The sequence below is a fragment of the Photobacterium frigidiphilum genome (assembly GCF_003025615.1).
GTDB classification, from domain to species: Bacteria; Pseudomonadota; Gammaproteobacteria; order Enterobacterales; family Vibrionaceae; genus Photobacterium; species Photobacterium frigidiphilum.
Map to the genome: position 1 here is coordinate 103,857 of NZ_PYMJ01000002.1, position 18,639 is coordinate 122,495.

The 18,639-nt window shown below is 42.5% G+C and carries 12 protein-coding genes and 7 tRNA genes; 10 read left to right on the forward strand and 9 right to left on the reverse strand.

Going from position 1 to position 18,639, the window contains the following annotated elements:
* The first annotated feature begins 15 nt into the window (after positions 1–15).
* From C9J12_RS02605 to C9J12_RS02615, 3 genes are all read left to right on the forward strand, one after another.
* Entirely contained in the window at positions 16–933 is a 918-nt protein-coding gene (locus C9J12_RS02605) for a LysR family transcriptional regulator (protein WP_107241288.1), read from the forward strand.
* 292 nt (positions 934–1,225) lie between these two features.
* Complete coding sequence (locus C9J12_RS02610) at positions 1,226–2,293, forward strand: alanine/ornithine racemase family PLP-dependent enzyme (protein WP_107241289.1); 1,068 nt, start codon at positions 1,226–1,228, stop codon at positions 2,291–2,293.
* A gap of 166 nt (positions 2,294–2,459) precedes the next feature.
* The gene (locus tag C9J12_RS02615; RefSeq protein WP_107241290.1) at positions 2,460–3,422 is read left to right on the forward strand and encodes a glutathione S-transferase family protein; all 963 of its coding nucleotides are present in this window, start codon (positions 2,460–2,462) and stop codon (positions 3,420–3,422) included.
* Positions 3,423–3,469: 47 nt separating this feature from the next.
* On the opposite strand, the gene C9J12_RS02620 is transcribed toward C9J12_RS02615, so the two are convergent.
* The 8 genes from C9J12_RS02620 to C9J12_RS02655 all read right to left on the reverse strand — a co-directional run bounded on the left by C9J12_RS02620 (position 3,470) and on the right by C9J12_RS02655 (position 6,510).
* Complete coding sequence (locus C9J12_RS02620) at positions 3,470–5,194, reverse strand: response regulator (protein WP_107241291.1); 1,725 nt, start codon at positions 5,192–5,194, stop codon at positions 3,470–3,472.
* Positions 5,195–5,334: 140 nt separating this feature from the next.
* Positions 5,335–5,419 (reverse strand) — tRNA-Tyr (locus C9J12_RS02625).
* Between the two features lie 115 nt (positions 5,420–5,534).
* Positions 5,535–5,619, reverse strand: a tRNA-Tyr gene (locus tag C9J12_RS02630).
* Positions 5,620–5,720: 101 nt separating this feature from the next.
* Positions 5,721–5,805, reverse strand: a tRNA-Tyr gene (locus C9J12_RS02635).
* 101 nt (positions 5,806–5,906) lie between these two features.
* A tRNA-Tyr gene (locus tag C9J12_RS02640) sits at positions 5,907–5,991 on the reverse strand.
* A 100-nt stretch (positions 5,992–6,091) separates the two neighbouring features.
* Positions 6,092–6,176, reverse strand: a tRNA-Tyr gene (locus tag C9J12_RS02645).
* An 82-nt stretch (positions 6,177–6,258) separates the two neighbouring features.
* Positions 6,259–6,343 (reverse strand) — tRNA-Tyr (locus C9J12_RS02650).
* A gap of 82 nt (positions 6,344–6,425) precedes the next feature.
* Positions 6,426–6,510, reverse strand: a tRNA-Tyr gene (locus tag C9J12_RS02655).
* Positions 6,511–6,701: 191 nt separating this feature from the next.
* On the opposite strand from C9J12_RS02655, the gene C9J12_RS02660 reads away from it, so the two are divergent.
* From C9J12_RS02660 to C9J12_RS02680, 5 genes are all read left to right on the forward strand, one after another.
* Positions 6,702–7,811, forward strand: a complete 1,110-nt coding sequence (locus C9J12_RS02660) for an efflux RND transporter periplasmic adaptor subunit (protein WP_107241292.1) — start codon at positions 6,702–6,704, stop codon at positions 7,809–7,811.
* The gene (locus tag C9J12_RS02665) at positions 7,811–10,942 is read left to right on the forward strand and encodes a multidrug efflux RND transporter permease subunit (protein WP_107241293.1); all 3,132 of its coding nucleotides are present in this window, start codon (positions 7,811–7,813) and stop codon (positions 10,940–10,942) included. Before C9J12_RS02660 ends, C9J12_RS02665 begins: the two co-directional genes overlap by 1 nt.
* Positions 10,943–11,231: 289 nt before the next feature.
* Positions 11,232–12,335 carry a 23S rRNA pseudouridine(2604) synthase RluF gene (gene rluF, locus C9J12_RS02670; RefSeq protein WP_107241468.1) on the forward strand — a complete coding sequence of 368 codons (1,104 nt, stop codon included), beginning with the start codon at positions 11,232–11,234 and terminating at the stop codon, positions 12,333–12,335.
* A gap of 124 nt (positions 12,336–12,459) precedes the next feature.
* Complete coding sequence (locus C9J12_RS02675; RefSeq protein WP_006232860.1) at positions 12,460–12,762, forward strand: PTS fructose transporter subunit IIB; 303 nt, start codon at positions 12,460–12,462, stop codon at positions 12,760–12,762.
* 1 nt (position 12,763) lies between these two features.
* Positions 12,764–13,570, forward strand: coding sequence for a PTS sugar transporter subunit IIA (locus C9J12_RS02680; protein ID WP_107241294.1), 807 nt, complete (start codon positions 12,764–12,766; stop codon positions 13,568–13,570).
* Between the two features lie 23 nt (positions 13,571–13,593).
* On the opposite strand, the gene C9J12_RS02685 is transcribed toward C9J12_RS02680, so the two are convergent.
* The gene (locus tag C9J12_RS02685; protein ID WP_107241295.1) at positions 13,594–14,439 is read right to left on the reverse strand and encodes an AraC family transcriptional regulator; all 846 of its coding nucleotides are present in this window, start codon (positions 14,437–14,439) and stop codon (positions 13,594–13,596) included.
* 429 nt (positions 14,440–14,868) lie between these two features.
* Here C9J12_RS02685 and manA point away from each other — a divergent pair, with 429 nt between their 5' ends.
* Both manA and C9J12_RS02695 read left to right on the forward strand, forming a co-directional pair.
* Entirely contained in the window at positions 14,869–16,074 is a 1,206-nt protein-coding gene (manA, locus tag C9J12_RS02690; RefSeq protein WP_407675668.1) for a mannose-6-phosphate isomerase, class I, read from the forward strand.
* Between the two features lie 585 nt (positions 16,075–16,659).
* Positions 16,660–18,555: a PTS fructose transporter subunit IIABC gene (locus tag C9J12_RS02695; protein WP_107241297.1), complete on the forward strand. Its 1,896-nt coding sequence runs from the start codon at positions 16,660–16,662 to the stop codon at positions 18,553–18,555.
* The last annotated feature ends 84 nt before the right edge of the window (positions 18,556–18,639 follow it).

An 18,639-nucleotide genomic window follows, 5' to 3' on the forward strand; every position in this document is an offset into this window, starting at 1 on the left:
AAGATGCCTAACTAAATGAAACCAATAGATAATCTTGATATTCGCCTATTAAAGCTCTTTCTTATTATTGCTGATAGCGGCGGATTTTCTGTAGCCCAATATCAATTAAATATGCATCAATCGAGTATAAGTAAAAAAATGGGTGATTTGGAAACTCGCTTGGGCATGACATTATGCCAACGAGGAAGAAGTGGGTTTAAATTAACCAGTGATGGGTTGAAGGTCTATGAGGCAAGCAAACAGTTATTTGATTGCATCGATGATTTTCAAGTGAAAATCGACGAAATTCGTAATGTATCGAGCGGCAGTATTAATATTGCTTTTACGGATAACTTAGCAACCAATAAAAATTGTCGGATCCAAACTGCGATCAATACCTTTTGTAATACGCATTCAAAGGTCAATATTAACACCCAGATCTATGATTCATCTTTGATTGAAAAAAGTATATTGGAGAATAAACTAGACGTTGGTATAACCTCTCCAGAAGTGCTTAAAAGCGGTCTTAAATATATTTATATTTTTAATGAAAAACAGCAATTATATTGTTCACCATCACATCTAATATTAGCTTTAAATCGCGAAGTCACAGTAGAAGATATTCTGGTACACCCTGTTGTTGATCGTGGGCTGACCCATCATGTGACTCCTCTCAGTTATGCCAGTGAGCATCTGTATAAGTCTACGACGACCAATATGGAGGCGACAGCTCATATGATTCTCTCAGGTCACTTTATTGGCTATCTTCCAGATCACTATGCACAGATATGGATTGAGCGTGATGAGATGGTGAGAATTTCTGCTATTCATGGGTTGGAATATACCCCTAGCTTTTATCTGACGATTAATGAGAAAAATGACTTATCGTATGCGACAAAAGCACTAGTCACAGCAATATTAGATGCGCATGATGTTAATACTAATTTCGAGTGAGAGTGTTTATTAAGAAGAAAGAACTGATTATTTTGTTCTTCTTAGTAATATATTGATGATCAACCAGCTGCATAGTGTGTTAGTCTTGTTTCATATACACCCTGTGTAATTATTAAGCGAATAATACGTCTTGCATGCATTAGCTGCTCACTCTACTGGTTTATTTATAAAACTCTGTTTGATTACATTATTAAATGGCTAAGTAAACATCATAAAATTACTATTTAATAGCTCGAATAAATCTATATAACTGCCGTTTCTTTTGATTTTGGTTATTTATAGGTTAGCCCATATGCAATATCCCTCTTTATCGATCAACCTTCGAATAATCGAAAATAATACTCGTGAGCTGGTTCAGCTTTGTTGCAATAAAGGGATTATTCCAGTGGGTATAACCAAGCTGGTGGAAGGTTCGGAGCCGATTGTTCGTGCGATGATATTTGGCGGGATCCAAACCATCGGGGATACGCAAATTCAAAACCTGATGAAGTTAAAAGATCTTCCGATCCGAAAAATGTTGCTCCGACGGCCGTTACTCTCGGAAGTAGAGGGGGTGGTATACCATGCTGATATTTCACTGCACTCTGAGCGATCGGTATTAGAGGCATTATCTCAAGCAGCAGTAAAGGCGAATAAGCGTCATGAAGTTATTATTATGCATGATTTGGGCGAGCTGCATGAAAAGACTTTCGATGACTCTAAAACTGAAGAACTGGCGGAGTTAGTGCTGATGCTTCCAGGGCTCACATTTGTTGGTATTGGCAGTCATTTGAAGTGTTATCATGAGGTTGAATCTACGACCGACAGTGACACTCTGCCCGTTCATCAGGAAGAGCATACTGAATGGGGGAGTTACTGCGATTTAGATGCTATTTCGGGCGCAGGCGTAACTGGTATTGTGTTGATGATGCCAAGAGAAGGAACAGCACGGTTCAATCAACTACGTCTAGGGGCGTCGTTGATCATGGGAGAGGGATTAAATAATGAGTCCATCATCGATATATCGCAAGTACCAATGTACTTACAAGCTGAAGTGATTGAAATTAAAAAAAAGTCTTCAATTCAGCTTCATTCTATTGAGTTAGATACTTTAGACAATGAATTCTATTTCACTGATCGTGGTGCCAGATTAAGAGCTCTATGTGCGATAGGTAAACAAGATGTCGATATTAGCCAGTTAACGCCAGTTGATGATGGGGTCACCATTGTCGGTAGTAGTCATAATTGCCTAATACTCGACATTACTGATGCGACTTCTTGTTATCAAGTTGGAGATGCGCTTAGTTTCTACCTTACATATAATGGTGCATTACAATGTATTACGTCAGAGTATGTACATAAACGCTACAGTTTTGCATAACGACCATATTGCTTCTAACTATTGATGGCCTTAACGCACAGCGGCAGCGAGTCTGCCGTCAGCTTATTCAAAAATTTCAACCATCACCATCAATTCATCACTGCCGATCTTGTTGATAAACCCACATATACTCTAATTGAACGTTTTTTGATTTAAGGGTGGGGTTATGGGCAAATTAGTTAAAGGTGTATGGCACGATGTGTGGTACGACACAGATACAAGCGATGGCAAATTTGTTCGTGAAGATGCAGGTTTTCGTCACTGGTTAACGCCAAATGGTGAGAATGGCCCTGATGGTCAACAAGGCTTTAAAGCTGAATCTGGACGCTATCATTTGTATGTCTCTTTGGCTTGCCCTTGGGCTCATCGCACACTTATCTTCCGTCAGTTAAAAGGATTAACCCCTCATATTGATGTGACGGTTGTCAGCGCAGACATGTTAGAAAAAGGTTGGGTATTTGATGAACCTGAGCCCCTTTACGGTTTTAATTTTATGCATCAAGTATATACCCTAGCAAAACCGGATTATTCGGGGCGTGTGACTGTGCCAGTATTATGGGATAAGCAGACACAAACAATTGTGAGCAATGAATCGTCAGAAATTATTCGTATGCTTAATACTGCGTTTAATGATTTAACGGGTAATCATGATGATTATTACCCGCAAGCACTCCATCCTGTTATCGAACAATGGAATGATTATATTTACCCTGCCATTAATAATGGTGTATACCGCTGCGGGTTTGCGACCACGCAAGAAGCGTATGAAGATGCTTTTTCTGAGCTGTTTTCAGCCCTTGATACCGTAGATGCACATTTAGCGACAAATCGTTATTTAGCCGGAGATCAATTAACTGAAGCTGATTGGCGTTTATTTACGACCTTAATCCGTTTTGATGCTGTTTATGTTGGGCATTTTAAATGTAACTTAAAACGTATTGCGGATTACCCTCATATTCAAGGTTATATGAAGGAGTTATACCAATTTACAGGTATTGCTGAAACCGTCGATTTTTATCATATTAAACGTCATTATTATTTTAGTCATACCATGATTAACCCAACGGGTATTGTCCCTATGGGACCAGCACTCGATCTTATTACGCTTCATTGTCGGGATACTATTTAATATCAATGTTGTGAGCTTGTTCTTTGTAATAAGTGCAAGCTTGCAGATCAAGAGATAAAAGTGGTGACGGTATTTTTACTGTGGTAACGACGCAGGTAAGGATCAATGGTGATGTTATGTTGCGTTTTTGTCATTTTTATCAATAAGCATTGAAATATATTGTTTCGCCATTCTGCAAGTGCACTAGGCAGTGGCATCATATTAATCGCTTTTATACTTTCTTTGATCTTGTCTTGATCATAAAGGTTTAATTGATAAAGGCTTTGTAGGCGCCCAAGGTGAGCTTCGCTACAGAGTGGGTAGCGGCTGATGATGTCATTGTAATGCTGCAAAGTCACAAGATCTGCAATGTGCTCTTGTTCTAATAGTATTTTTGCTTCTTTCAAGTCAATCATCAAAGCGCGGATACTATTAATCGACGTGGTATTTTTCTTGAGTTCTGTAAGTCGGTTTTGGCTATGCCCATCAATACGGTCACGTTGTTTAAATACTTGGTAAATATCAAAAATTAGCTGTGCCTCACCAAGGTGGAACAATACTGGCAATATTTCGATTAATATAACAGAAGGCAGTTTTGCGATGGCGTCAAAATGTGCTGATAAGCTAACCATCAGTCGGCGCTTAGCTTTTAAAGGTTGATCGTTAGCTAACGAAAAGCGTGCCAGTGTTATCTGACCATAGAGCGTTAAGAAGGGTTGTTGTATGGGTAATAATCGGTTGATAGCCAGCTGATGAATACCTTTGAGTTGTTGAATGAGCTGTCGTTGTAGACGGTGCGAGGTTTGAGCAAAGTACAGTTGCTCAAAAATGGCGGTAAATTCAGCAAAACGGGTTACCCAAGAAACATCAATAATGGGCAGATGAGATGCCAGTACTTTCCCGGCTTTTATCAAACTCTCAGAGTCATTTAGGTTGGCTGCGAGTTGAGCAACTTGCAAGACGCGATGAGTCACACTGGGTGTATAGTTTAAGGCCTGTTTAGCACTGTTAAGTGCATCGTGATATTGCTTATTTTCTTCCTGATATAGTGAAAGAAAGTCATAGGCATCGACATAGAGTGGAGAGCGTGCGACTAGCTGTTGTAGCTTGTTGATTGCAGTATTGATATCTCCTTCATGGTGACTAATACGTGCATCAACGAGACTAATTTTATGGGTTGGATTTTGTGTTATCAGCAATGTTGTCAGTCGTTTAACTTGCTCCCAATCCTTTTGTTCGATTAGCAGATCGAGTAATAATCCTTCAATTTTATGATGATGACCATACTCACTCAGTTGTTGCTTGGCAAAACGAATGGCGAGTGGAATATCATTATTTTCAAGTGCAGCGTAAATGGGTTTACGTTGGGCACAATCATTACAGATTTCTTCCAGTTTTTGCTTTAGACCAGCTATCGTAATGGGTTTAGAGAGAAAGCTATCTGGTTCAATACTGAGTGTGGTTAAAATGACTTCCCTAGAATGATCACCAGAGAGAACGAGAATACCACAGTCGGAAGATAAGAGTTTCTTTTGGCGTAGTAACGTCGTGAGTTCGTTACCATTGAGGGCTTTGTTTAAGTGATAATCTGTTAGTAGAAGCTGGTAGTGATTATTTTGACAGTAACGAATGGCTTCTTCATAACTGAACGCCATATCGATATTGGTGGTATGTATCCCAATGTTTTTCAGCAAGCTTTTTAATAAAACCGCAGCAGTACGCTGATCGTCAACAACCAGTATTTTTAGTTTTGACCAATCAATCGTTGGTAAGCGCTTCATTTGTTCGGGCATACACGTCCTTTGTGGAATATGCACTTAAGTGTATTTATGTATCTTAGCTGGTTTTTGGGCAAGCATATCTAAAAAAAAGGCGAAAAGAGTGATAAATTTGCACAAAAAAAGCCAGCTGCTTGCGCAACTGGCTTGAATGATGGTGGAGGGAGAAGGATTCGAACCTTCGAAGGCAGAGCCGTCAGATTTACAATCTGATCCCTTTGGCCACTCGGGAATCCCTCCACGGGATTTGTCTGCTTGTTTTTTTACAAGCGGTCTTTTAATAAGCAATTTGCAATGAAAATTGTTTCGTTGTTCAACCTCGTGACATAAGGTTGCAAAACCATTTTCAAAATGATGGTGGAGGGAGAAGGATTCGAACCTTCGAAGGCGGAGCCGTCAGATTTACAATCTGATCCCTTTGGCCACTCGGGAATCCCTCCACGGGATTTTGCTTATTGTTTATCAACAAGCGGTCTTGCGATGAAAACCGTTTCGTTGTTCAACCTTGTGACAAAGATTGCGATAACCATTTTCAAAATGATGGTGGAGGGAGAAGGATTCGAACCTTCGAAGGCGGAGCCGTCAGATTTACAATCTGATCCCTTTGGCCACTCGGGAATCCCTCCACGGGATTTTTCTGCTTGTTTTTTTACAAGCGGTCTTGCGATGAAAACCGTTTCGTTGTTCAACCTCGTGACAGAAGGTTGCGAAACCATTTTCAAAATGATGGTGGAGGGAGAAGGATTCGAACCTTCGAAGGCGGAGCCGTCAGATTTACAATCTGATCCCTTTGGCCACTCGGGAATCCCTCCACGGGATTTGCTTATTGTTAGTCAATAAGCGGTCTTGCGATGAAAACCGTTTCGTTGTTCAACCTTGTGACAAAGGCTGCGATAACCATTTTCAAAATGATGGTGGAGGGAGAAGGATTCGAACCTTCGAAGGCAGAGCCGTCAGATTTACAATCTGATCCCTTTGGCCACTCGGGAATCCCTCCACGGGATTGTGCGGTGTTGCTATGAAAAACGTTTCGTTGTTCAACCTCGTGACATAAGGTTGCGAAACCATTTTCAAAATGATGGTGGAGGGAGAAGGATTCGAACCTTCGAAGGCGGAGCCGTCAGATTTACAATCTGATCCCTTTGGCCACTCGGGAATCCCTCCACGGGATTGTTTTGTCTTGCGATGAAAACCGTTATCGTTATCAACCTTGTGACTAAGATTGTAATAACCATTTTCTAAATAATGGTGGAGGGGGAAGGATTCGAACCTTCGAAGGCAGAGCCGTCAGATTTACAATCTGATCCCTTTGGCCACTCGGGAACCCCTCCACAAGTGCGGAGCGGATAATAACAAACATTTAGACCCTGTAAACCTTTTTCCTTATAAATTTTGTGCGCTTGCTGAATTTTTCATCATATAGGCGGAGATGTACTGTTTATTGCTTAACTTTACACTTCTTTACCCTCTTTCAGCATCGGTTCAGATATCATTTAGTCAGTCCTTTATTAGTGGTTTTAGCATGAAAAAAATAGTTGTTGCTGTTCTAGTTACTGCAGCGTTGACTGGCAGTGGGATTTTCTCTATTCAAAATGGTGTCTTTTCTCAAGGCACTGCTCACGCTGCAGAACAAAAAGCTGGGTCAGCACGCGTTATTGCGGTGACAACCGGTGAGGTCTCTTCTCATCCTATCGCTCAATCGCTTTCTTTAATTGGAAAGTTAGAGGCTGAGCGCTCTGTTTATATTGCGACAGAAGTTGCGGCTAAAATCGATGACATTCCAGTGCGAGTGAACAGTAAAGTTGAAAAAGGTGATTTGCTGGTTCAACTTGATGATGCCAAAGCAGAGGCAGCATTGGATGAAGCACAAGCTTATCTCAATGATGAAAGACGCAAATATAAAGAATTCGAACGTTTGGTAAATCGCGGTGCAATTACCCAAACTGAACTAGATGCGATGCAGGCCAGCGTGAATATTGCAGAAGCCCGATTAAAAGCGGCGCAAGCGGCATTGAGTGATTATGCCATTCGTGCCCCGTTTGATGGCACGGTTGGTTTAATTGATTACAGTGTGGGCCATATGGTGACTATGGGTGGTGAGCTTTTCACGCTTGATGACTTAACAGGTATGCGCCTTGATATTCAGGTTCCTGAGCAGTACCTATCATTTTTGTCGGTCGGCATGAAAGTGAGTGCGACCAACCAAGCATGGTCAGAAAAAATGTTTAATGGTGAAATTCAAGCCATTGATTCTCGAGTACAAACGGATTCACTTAACATTAAAGTACGCGTGTTATTTGATAACCAAGCCGGATTCTTAAAACCGGGCATGTTAATGGCAGCAACGCTTGGGTTTGTGCCACAAGAAGCGGCGATTATTCCGGTACAAGCATTGGAATATTCAGGCACTAAACGTTTTGTCTATTTAGTGAACGATGAAAGCATCGCGACACGTACCGAGGTCATATTGGGTGCACGTATCGATAATGAAGTGGTGATTGAATCGGGTATCGAGGTTGGTGACCGTATCGTAGTGCAAGGCTTAGTGAATATGCGTGATGGTTTGAAAGTGGATGACCTAACCGCAAAAAAGCCCCAAAGCTTGCCCCTAACAGCGGAGACTGATGTCTAATGTGGTTATCTGATGTCTCTGTTAAACGCCCTGTGGTCGCAATAGTACTGAGCTTACTGTTATGTGTTTTTGGTATGGTCTCTTTTTCTAAGCTGGCTGTGCGTGAAATGCCCGATGTAGAAAATCCTGTCGTTACGGTAATGACTAACTACAGTGGGGCATCGGCAACGGTCATGGAAAGCCAGGTGACCAGCCCAATTGAAGATGAACTGTCTGGTATTAGTGGTATTGATAATATTACGTCGGTGACCCGAAATGGTATGTCCCGTATTACTGTTGAGTTTTCAATGGACTGGGATTTAACCGAAGGGGTGAGTGATATTCGTGATGCGGTAGCACGTGCAAATCGTCGTCTACCGGATGAAGCTGATGATCCTGTTGTGTCAAAAGATAATGGCTCAGGTGAGCCCGCGATCTATATCAACCTGACATCTTCAGAGATGGATCGTACTCAACTAACTGATTACGCCCAACGGGTATTGGAAGATCGCTTTAGCTTAATCAATGGCGTGAGTTCGGTAAGCTTATCGGGGGCTTTATATAAAGTCATGTACGTTAAGTTAAAACCAGCATTAATGGCGGGGCGTGGGGTAACGACTAAAGACATTGTCGATACACTTCAAGATGAAAATGTTGAACTGCCAGGTGGTGAGGTCCGTAACGATGCGACAGTCATGTCGGTTAGAACTGCACGCTTGTACCTTACACCTGAAGATTTTGATTACTTGGTGGTACGAACGGCTGCTGATGGCACCCCTGTTTATTTGAAAGATGTTGCCGATATTGATGTTGGCGCTGAGAATGAAAATTCCACGTTTAAAAGTAACGGTGTTGCGAACTTAAGTTTAGGTATCGTGACCATGTCTGATGCAAACCCTTTGAATGTTGCGAAAGATGTGCACGCTGAAGTAGACAGGATGCAGCAATTCATTCCTGCTGGTACGACATTAGCTGTCGATTATGATGCAACAGTCTTTATCGATCGCTCTATTTCAGAAGTCTATAGCACTCTATTGATCACTGGCGCATTGGTGATCTTGGTACTGTACATTTTTATAGGTCAAGCAAGAGCGACCTTGATCCCTGCGGTAACCGTACCTGTCTCTTTAATTTCAGCTTTTATTTCAGCGTACTTTCTGGGTTTTTCGATCAATCTATTAACCTTGATGGCATTGATTCTATCGATTGGTTTGGTGGTCGATGATGCCATTGTGGTGGTTGAAAATATGTTTCACCACCTAGAAAAAGGGGAATCACCATTACTTGCGGCTTATAAAGGGACACGTGAAGTTGGTTTTGCTGTTGTCGCGACCACTGCGGTATTGGTGATGGTTTTCTTACCAATTTCCTTTATGGAAGGCATGGTTGGGCGTCTGTTTACTGAGTTCTCTGTGTTGCTGGCGATGTCAGTCATTTTCTCATCCATTATCGCGTTAACACTGACCCCGGTATTGGGCAGTAAAATGCTAAAAGCCAATGTGAAACCCGGCAAATTTAATCTATGGATTGATAGCCAGTTTAGCAAACTTGAAAATGGTTACCGTAACGTGGTGGCTATGGCCGTAAAACGCCGTTACTTTGCCCCGTTTATTGTTGCTGGGTGTATAGCGGCGAGCTATGGCTTGATGCAAATTATACCCGCGCAATTAGCACCCCAGGAAGATCGCGGTGTGCTGTTTGCCTTCGTTAAAGGGGCGGAAGGCACCAGTTATAACCGTATGATTGGTAATATGGACGAAGTTGAACAACGCTTATTGCCCATGTTAGGTAAAGGCATGCTGAAATCGGTGAGTATTCAAACACCAGCTTTTGGTGGTCGAGCGGGCGATCAGACAGGCTTTGTTATCATGCAGCTTGAAGATTGGGCTGATCGTGATGTAACGGCTCAACAAGCGCTGGGTCAAATCAGCAAAGCGTTACAAGGTATTCCCGATGTTTGGGTACGCCCTATGATGCCAGGTTTCCGTGGTGGTTCTTCAGAGCCGATCCAATTTGTATTGGGTGGATCTGATTACGAAGAACTTTTCCAATGGGCGACAAAACTGCAAGCCATTGCCGAAGATAGCCCAATAATGAATGGTATCGACCTTGATTACGCAGAAACCACGCCAGAATTGGTGGTGACTGTAAACCGCCAACGAGCTGCTGAATTGGGTATTCCGGCGGCAGATATTGCAGAGACCTTAGAAATCATGCTGGGTGGACGCAGTGAAACCACCTACGTTGATCGTGGTGAGGAATATGATGTTTACCTTCGTGGTGATGAAAACAGCTTCAATAGCTCAGCCGATCTCAGCCAAATTTATCTGCGTTCAAAGACGGGTCAGTTAGTTACACTCGATACAGTGACTAAAATTGAGGAAATAGCATCACCGCAACGCCTCAGTCACACCGATAAGCAAAAGTCGATCACATTGAAAGGTAACCTGAATGATGGTTATACCTTAGGAAATGCTCTCGATTTTCTTGATCAGCAAGCGATTGATATTTTACCGAGTGATATCACGATTAACTATTCAGGTGAATCGAAAGATTTCCGTGAAAACCAAAGTGATATCTTTATGGTCTTTGGTTTGGCATTGCTGATTGCGTATTTGGTATTGGCTGCCCAGTTTGAAAGCTTTATTAATCCCCTTGTTGTGATGTTAACGGTGCCTATGGGGATCTTTGGCGGCATGGCAGGGTTATGGATAATGGGGCAAGGGCTCAATATTTATAGCCAGATAGGCATGATCATGCTGATTGGCATGGTAACTAAAAACGGTATTTTGATTGTCGAATTTGCTAACCAGCTACGTGATAAAGGTATTGAGTTTGAGCAAGCGATTGTGGATGCATCAGTACGACGTTTACGTCCTATTTTGATGACAGCATTCACGACGTTGTTTGGTGCTATTCCACTTATCATGTCGACAGGTGCGGGTTCTGAAAGCCGTATGGCTGTAGGTACTGTGGTGTTCTTTGGTATGGCATTTGCCACACTGGTAACGCTATTGGTTATCCCTGCGATGTACCGTTTGTTATGTGCTAAAACAACCTCACCAGGTCATGTTGCCGCTCAGTTGGAAAAAGCAATGCAGCAAGATTATGTCGGTCGAAGTACACATGGTGAATTACCGCCTAGCTCATAGGTAATAACTTGTTATAGATAATTAATTTGAGTGTGAGAAATCATTAAATAAGAAACCGTCAATACGCTCTAGTATTGGCGGTTTTTTCTTGGGTGAGGTGCTGATAATAGTTGCTTTGTTGTATTGGCTTTTTTGCAGTCGAATTGTATTCGTACGTGATTTTTCATTCATAGGTATAATTAGAGTGTTCTGTTTTGTTGAGATTCAGGTAAAATCACGCCTGTATATAATCGATACAGAAAACATCACCCTTGATCGCGTTGCGAAACGCTTACGAAAGAAGAATCCCATGCCACAAAATCAGTCTGACAATAAAGACCAGCTTGATACACAAAACAAGCCAGTTCGATTAAATAAATTCATCAGTGATACAGGCTATTGCTCACGCCGTGAGGCGGACAAGCTAATTGATCAGGGAAGAGTAACCATTAATGGTACACAGCCAGAGATGGGCACTAAAGTGATGCCAGATGACGAAGTACTCGTTGATGATAAACCGTTACGTGCGAAAGAGCGCCCTATCTATATTGCGCTGAATAAGCCTACAGGGGTAACGTGTACAACAGAGCGTCATGTTAAAGATAACATTGTGGACTTTATTGGCCACCGCAAACGTATTTTCCCGATTGGTCGTTTAGATAAGCCTTCTGATGGTTTGATCTTTTTGACCAACGATGGCGATATCGTAAATAAAATTCTGCGTGCAGGTAACTCACATGAAAAAGAATACGTAGTACGTGTCGATCATCAGATCACCCCTGAATTCTTAGAAAAAATGGCATCAGGTGTTGAAATCCTTGATACGGTAACCTTACCTTGTACGGTTAAGAAAGAAACGGACTATTCATTCCGTATCACGCTGACGCAAGGCTTAAACCGTCAGATCCGTCGTATGTGTGAAGCACTTGGTTACGATGTATATAAATTGCGTCGTGTACGTATTATGAACATCACCATCGATGGCTTACCAAACGGTAAATGGCGTTACCTAACCGATGCTGAAATTGCTGAAATTAACACCCTAATTTCACAGTCGAGCGGCACTGAAGAAGCATCTAAAGTCGATGCCGAAGGGCAAGCGATTGCGAAAGCCACAGATGCCAAGTTGTTTGATAGCCGTCAACAAGCAGCAGAAGAGCGCCAACGTGAGCGTGAACGTGGTATGCGTGATGCAACGTATAAAACGTTTAAAGCCAAAGGCGAATTCACCCGTACACGTCGTAATACTGAACGTGATGATCAAACGGGCAGTGCACGCAATGGTGATAATCGCCCAAGTCAGAACCGTGATCGTCAAAGCTCTCGTGATCAAAATACGCGTGATAGCCAAGCACCACATGGCAACAAGCCAAGCAGCGGCATCAAGAAGTGGAAATCAAAAAGAGAGTCATAATTAGCAATACGCTAAATAGCCGATAAAGAGTAAAATGCGAGCTTCGAGTAACGATTTACTTGCTGCTCGCTTTTTTATATTTCTGACGTTGTATTTATATTTTTGATGTTATAGAGGAAGATACATGAAAATCGTTGCTGTCACTGCATGTCCGACGGGTATTGCGCATACTTATATGGCTGCCGATGTACTCACTAAAACTGCTCACCAATTAGGGATTCAAATTCAAGTTGAAACTCAAGGGGCAATGGGCATTGAAAACCTATTAACACCACAAGATATTGCCCGAGCAGATATCGTATTAATTGCGTCTGATATCGAAGTAGAACAGCGTGGTCGCTTTACGGGCAGTAAAATCCACTGTGTGACCATTGAAGAAGTATTAATCAACCCGACTGCTGTTATTCAACGTTGCCAGGAATTGTAAGATGATCCAACGGCGTATAACCTTTTATTGTTGTTCGAAAGGCTTACCGTCTTATCAGCTTCATCAGCTAAAACGTTTGGCTGATTATTTCCGCTCATCAGTCACGTTGTTAAATCTTCGTCAGTTACGTAAAGCAGATATTCGCCAACCTCTTCGTATGCTCAGTCTCGCGAGCAAACCGGGTGAACTTTGCCAGTTGGTGATTCAAGGGAATGATGCTGAATTAGCTCATATGGTGTTAACAGAATTCATTGCCGAATTTGCTAAACCTGTTATTCAACGTCGTATGAAAAATGCATCGTCTTCAGGGTTACTAGCTAATATTCAGTCACCGTTACCCTTTGATTTTTCGTTTTCAGTCCACTCTATTTCAACTGTTGATGCTGCAACACCGAAACCCAAAGTGATTGCATCGCTGGTGGATCGGTTGAATCAGCAAAAAGTCAGTACTGGCACTAAAAAACAGTTAGTCGAATGTTTTATGGCTAGGGAAAAAGTCTCTGCGACAGTGATGGGGCAACAGATCGCTTTGCCTCATATCATGCATGAATCGATTACATTACCGGGTATGGCAGTATTAAGCAGTAATGCGGGTATTGAGTGGGGTTCAAACCGAGGACCTGTAACACAAATGATTGCAATGGTACTGCCCAAGCCACCACAACGCCCAGTGGTGATGGCTTTTGCCCATTTCTCGCAGTGCTTACTCAACGATGATTTTTGTGAAGCGCTGACGACAGCTAAAACACCTGCTGTGATTCATGCGATTATCTTGAATGCGCTTAGCTCTGTCGAATCGTTGAGATAAACGGCTTGTTATACCATCACTCGCTATGTTATCTCCCGGTATTCTGTTGGCGTTCTGCCGGTTTTGTTTTTAAATACCCGACAAAAATAATTCACATCTTGGAAACCGCAGCGAGTCGCGACTTCATGCAAGCGGAAAGGGTACTTTTTTAACATGAACTTTGCCCGCTCTAGCCTTACCCAGCAGATATAATCGGCGAGCCGCATGTGCCCTTGCTGGCGAAATAAGCGTGAAAGGTGATTGGGTGAGACGTTAAAGCGGTGTGCAATGGTTTCACGGGTGACTGCTCGGTGAAAATTCTCTTGTATATAGATACAAATCCCCTGATAAAGATCCTCACTGCGTGTTTTTGCAGATTGCGTGGGGGAGTGAATCATCGTGCGGCAATAGCTTAATAATGCCATTAACAAATGCTCATCCATCGGGCTGTGATTTGGCTCTTTGGCTAAGGTATTCAGGGCACTCAAAATGTGGTCGATAGCATGCCCAGTCCAAGCCTGAATACTGTGCTTCTGTACGTCATAAAACCCAACGCTTTCTTTGCCTTTACTGACTAAGCTGAACCCCAATTGACGTTTGCCAAACAGTAAGCTCAATACCGAACATTCATTTTCCCAATTCGGTTTATTCCAAGTATTAGGGGGGATGTAAATAGCATCACCCGCCATTAGGCTAACTTCGCTAATTCCCATCACGGGATCTTCGAGTTGATTAACATATTCTCCACTTAATACTAGCTCCAGCCGTGGAAAATTGACTTGATAGCTAAAGGCGGGAGGCGCATGTTGATCACCTGCAAACCAAATACGGTTAAAATTCTCCCGTTCAGATAAAACAGTATCAATGATATCGAGAAATACAGTACTCATAGATGCTCATGGTTAAAGTGTGTAAAAGCGCTTAAATAGATGCTAAATGCCACGATAAGTTAGTAAAGTGTGGTAATTAAGCGACAGTATCCTACTGGTTATCTGAAGGGTGATTCATGATCTTAAACAAGATAGCCAATAGTTTATGATGAATGCATATCGCAATCGGGTAAACGATTTTGCTATAGTCTTGCGGCGTTGATCGGCGTTGATCGGCATTGTGTTGGTTGGAGAACTAACAATACTCGCGGTAAATATCGATAACGAAACGACTTCCATCAGTTTGCGGCTTCCATAGTTTACGAATAGCTATTTTGTAAATAACCATGCTTCTAATAACTATGGTTGATAACTGGCTGATTGATGAAAGTCGTTTTAACGCATTTGATTTTAATATTCGATCTTGATGATCATATTTAACAAGGATTTATGGTAATGACTGATTCAATCCGTCCTGTATTTTTCAAAATGGATAATGTAATTCAAAATTACCCATGGGGCAGTGTTACTTCTGTGCAGCAGTTGTTTGGTACAGAAAATCCAGATGCCCAGCCGCAAGCTGAAATTTGGATGGGGGCCCACCCAAATGGCTGTTCGACAATCGAGATGTCTGGCAAGCCAGTATTATTGTCTGATTTCATTGCAACCGATCCTGATGCGATTTTAGGGGCGAACACTCAGGCAACGTTTGGTGAATTGCCGTATTTATTCAAAGTGTTAGCGGCTGAAAAAGCACTGTCAATTCAAGTGCACCCAAGTAAAGCGCAAGCCGAAGTAGGTTTTGCGAAAGAAGACGCTGAAGGCATTCCTCGTAATGCGGGTAACCGTAATTATAAAGATCCAAACCATAAGCCTGAATTAGTGTTTGCGTTAACGCCTTATCAAGCAATGAATGGTTTCCGTGAAATTGCCGATATCGTGGCGCAATTTGAAATACTCAATATTCCAGTATTGTCTGACCTAGTTGCAGCATTTTCTACCGAACAGAATGAAGCGGGTCTACAAGCTTTTTTCCAAGCGATGTTATCTCTTGAGGGGGAAGTAAAAGAAACGGCGGTGAACGCATTATTAGCTTATGCGAACAGCCATAAAGAAGATGCATTATTTGGTTTACTGATTGAATTAGCTGAACAATATCCTGGTGATATCGGCCTGTTCGCACCATTAATGTTGAATGTATTAACCCTTCAACCGGGTGAAGCCATGTTCCTTGACGCCTGCACACCGCATGCTTATATCAAAGGGACGGGCTTAGAGATCATGGCGAATTCAGATAATGTATTACGTGCCGGGCTAACCCCGAAATACATGGATGTGCCAGAATTGGTGGCGAGTACTTTGTTTGTGACTAAACCTGCAGACAGTTTGTTATTAGCCCCTGAACAGGGTGAAGGTAGCCAGCATTATCCGATTCCGGTGCCTGATTTTAAGTTTAGTGTGTATCAGCAAGTCAGCAACACAGTGATAGATCATCACAGTGCAGAGATCTTATTTGCAGTCGATGCCCCAGTCACTGTGACGCACCAAAATGGTGAAACAATCACAATTGAAAAAGGGGAGTCGGTATTCATTCCTGCTTATGCATTGAGTTATGCTGCTAGCTGTAATGGTTGTTTTGCGAGAGCTTACAACTAAGTATTAATACCAATAAGATAAGTATCTGACCATTTACTTGTCCAGAATGGTATAAGATTTGGGTTTAGGCTTCTTGCTTAAACCCAAAGTCAAAAATATATCAGCCGTAAAGCGCCGACCCCTCAGCCTCATATTGCTATCAACTGCTCTAGTCTGCACTTCAAATGACTAAATACTTCACGTTTAACCCGCTCTAGCTCTACTAATCTGATTTATCTTGTGATCTTCATCACTTAAATTACTCATATCGAACCGCTTCTAGTGTTACTTTATTGCAGTTTTACGTTTTTTGTTGATTATTTCCTCTATGTCGATATATGTCATCAATAGTTGCTTTTTTATTTAACTGTATGTTTTTATGGTTTTTTTCGTTTGTTTTATTACATGCGTGCATATGGTTGAGTATGTGAGACGCCGATCACATTGAAAGATGTATGGTACAAATATCCAGTAAAAGCCTTTTTTATGCTCTACCGAAATGGCTTGCCAACGACCACAATAGTTATAGAAATGAGCGCACCATCGGTGGATGAATACATCTTAGGTGTAGAGCGACACAGAAGAGAATAAATCGGGGAAAGAACGATGATCACAACACTCATCAACGAAAAACTAATCTGTCTGAATTTACAGGCGACGACTAAAGACGCAGTGTTTTCTGAAATGGCAGAGATGCTCGCTCAACAAGGCAAGGTGGGTGATAAAACTCAATTCCTTGCAGATATCCAAGCACGTGAAGAGCTGGGAAATACGGGTTTTGAAGACGGCGTAGCATTACCACACGCAAAAAGTGCTGCGGTTGTATCACCAGCTGTTGCCATTGGTGTAAGTCGCCAAGGCATTGAATACGGCGCTGAAGACGGCTTACCTTCCAAACTCTTTTTCATGATTGCATCGCCAGATGGCGGCGCCAACCACCATATTGAAGTGTTAGCTGAATTATCCTCGAAGTTGATTGAAGACGGTTTTATTGAGGCGTTCTTAGCGGCTAAAACTCCGGCAGATGCCTTAGCGTTATTGCTAGAGAAAAAAGCGGCCGCGCCAAGTGTCGCAAAAGATCAAGGTTTTCTGATTGGTGTGACTGGTTGTCCTGCTGGTGTTGCACATACTTACTTAGCAGCCGAGGCATTGGAAAAAGCAGCAGCTGCGATGGGGTATGAAATTAAGGTCGAAACCAACGGCTCGATTGGGGTAAAAAACACACCAACAGCCGAAGAGATTGCCCGTGCCGATGCCATTATCGTGAGTTGTGATAAGCAAGTTGATATGGCGCGTTTTGCGGGTAAAAAATTAATTAAGACGGGCGTAAAAGCACCGATCAAAGACGGTAAAGGCGTGATTGAGCAAGCATTAGCGGCAGTGCCGTTTGATGCCTCAAATGAAAAGCCTAGCTCGACAGAGAGTAAAGTGTCAGAGGCACGTTCAAACCTATACCGTTATTTAATGAACGGTGTATCACACATGATCCCGTTTGTGGTTACTGGTGGTTTGTTGATTGCGTTAGCGTTAGCAATTGGCGGTCAACCGACAGATGCTGGTATGGCCATTCCTGAAGGGAGTTTGTGGCAGTCTGTATTAGATGTCGGTGTAATTGCATTTACATTAATGATTCCAGTACTGGCGGGTTACATTGCATTTGCGATTGCTGATCGCCCGGGTTTAGTCCCAGGTTTCATTGGTGGTTGGATAGCGAATAACGGTTCTTTCTACGGTGCTGAAGCAGGAACAGGTTTCATTGGTGCGATTGTCGCTGGTCTACTGGTTGGTTATTTCGTGCGGTTTATCGCGACGCGTAACTACCATAAAATGATTCAGCCTTTAGTGCCAATCATGATTGCGCCTATTACAGGTACCTTGTTTATTGCTGGTGCGTTTATCTTTGTAATTGGAGCTCCGATTGCAGGTTTGATGGAAAGCTTAAATGCTCTTCTAACCAATATGAGCACGGGTAACGTTGTTTTACTGGGTATTGTATTAGGTGGTATGGCAGGCTTTGATATGGGCGGTCCTTTTAATAAGGTGGCGTTCCTATTCTCTGTCGGCATGATTGCTAACGGCCAAACTCAATTCATGGGTGCAATGGCCTGTGCGATTCCTGTTGCACCATTAGGTATGGGCTTAGCAACAGTGATTGGTCGTAAATTGAATATCTTCGAAGAGAGTGAAATTGAAGCTGGTAAAGCAGCAGGTGCAATGGGCTTGGTTGGTATTTCTGAAGGCGCGATTCCTTTCGCTGCACAAGACCCGATATCTGTAATTCCTGCCAACGTACTGGGTAGCATGGTTGCTGCAGTAATGGCGTTCTCATTTGGTATTACTAACAGCGTGGCACACGGTGGCCCGGTGGTTGCATTACTAGGTGCGATGAACAAGCCGCTACTTGCGCTGCTATGTATGGCGACGGGTATGGTAGTCACTGCACTTGTGGCGATATCACTGAAGAAAATGCGCATGGCGAAAGTTCAAACGGCAACAGCATAACGATATTGATGTAACTGTATCGGTTATATAAAAGCCGATATACAAGCATTTGATAGATAGGCACCTAATTACAAGACATCAAAT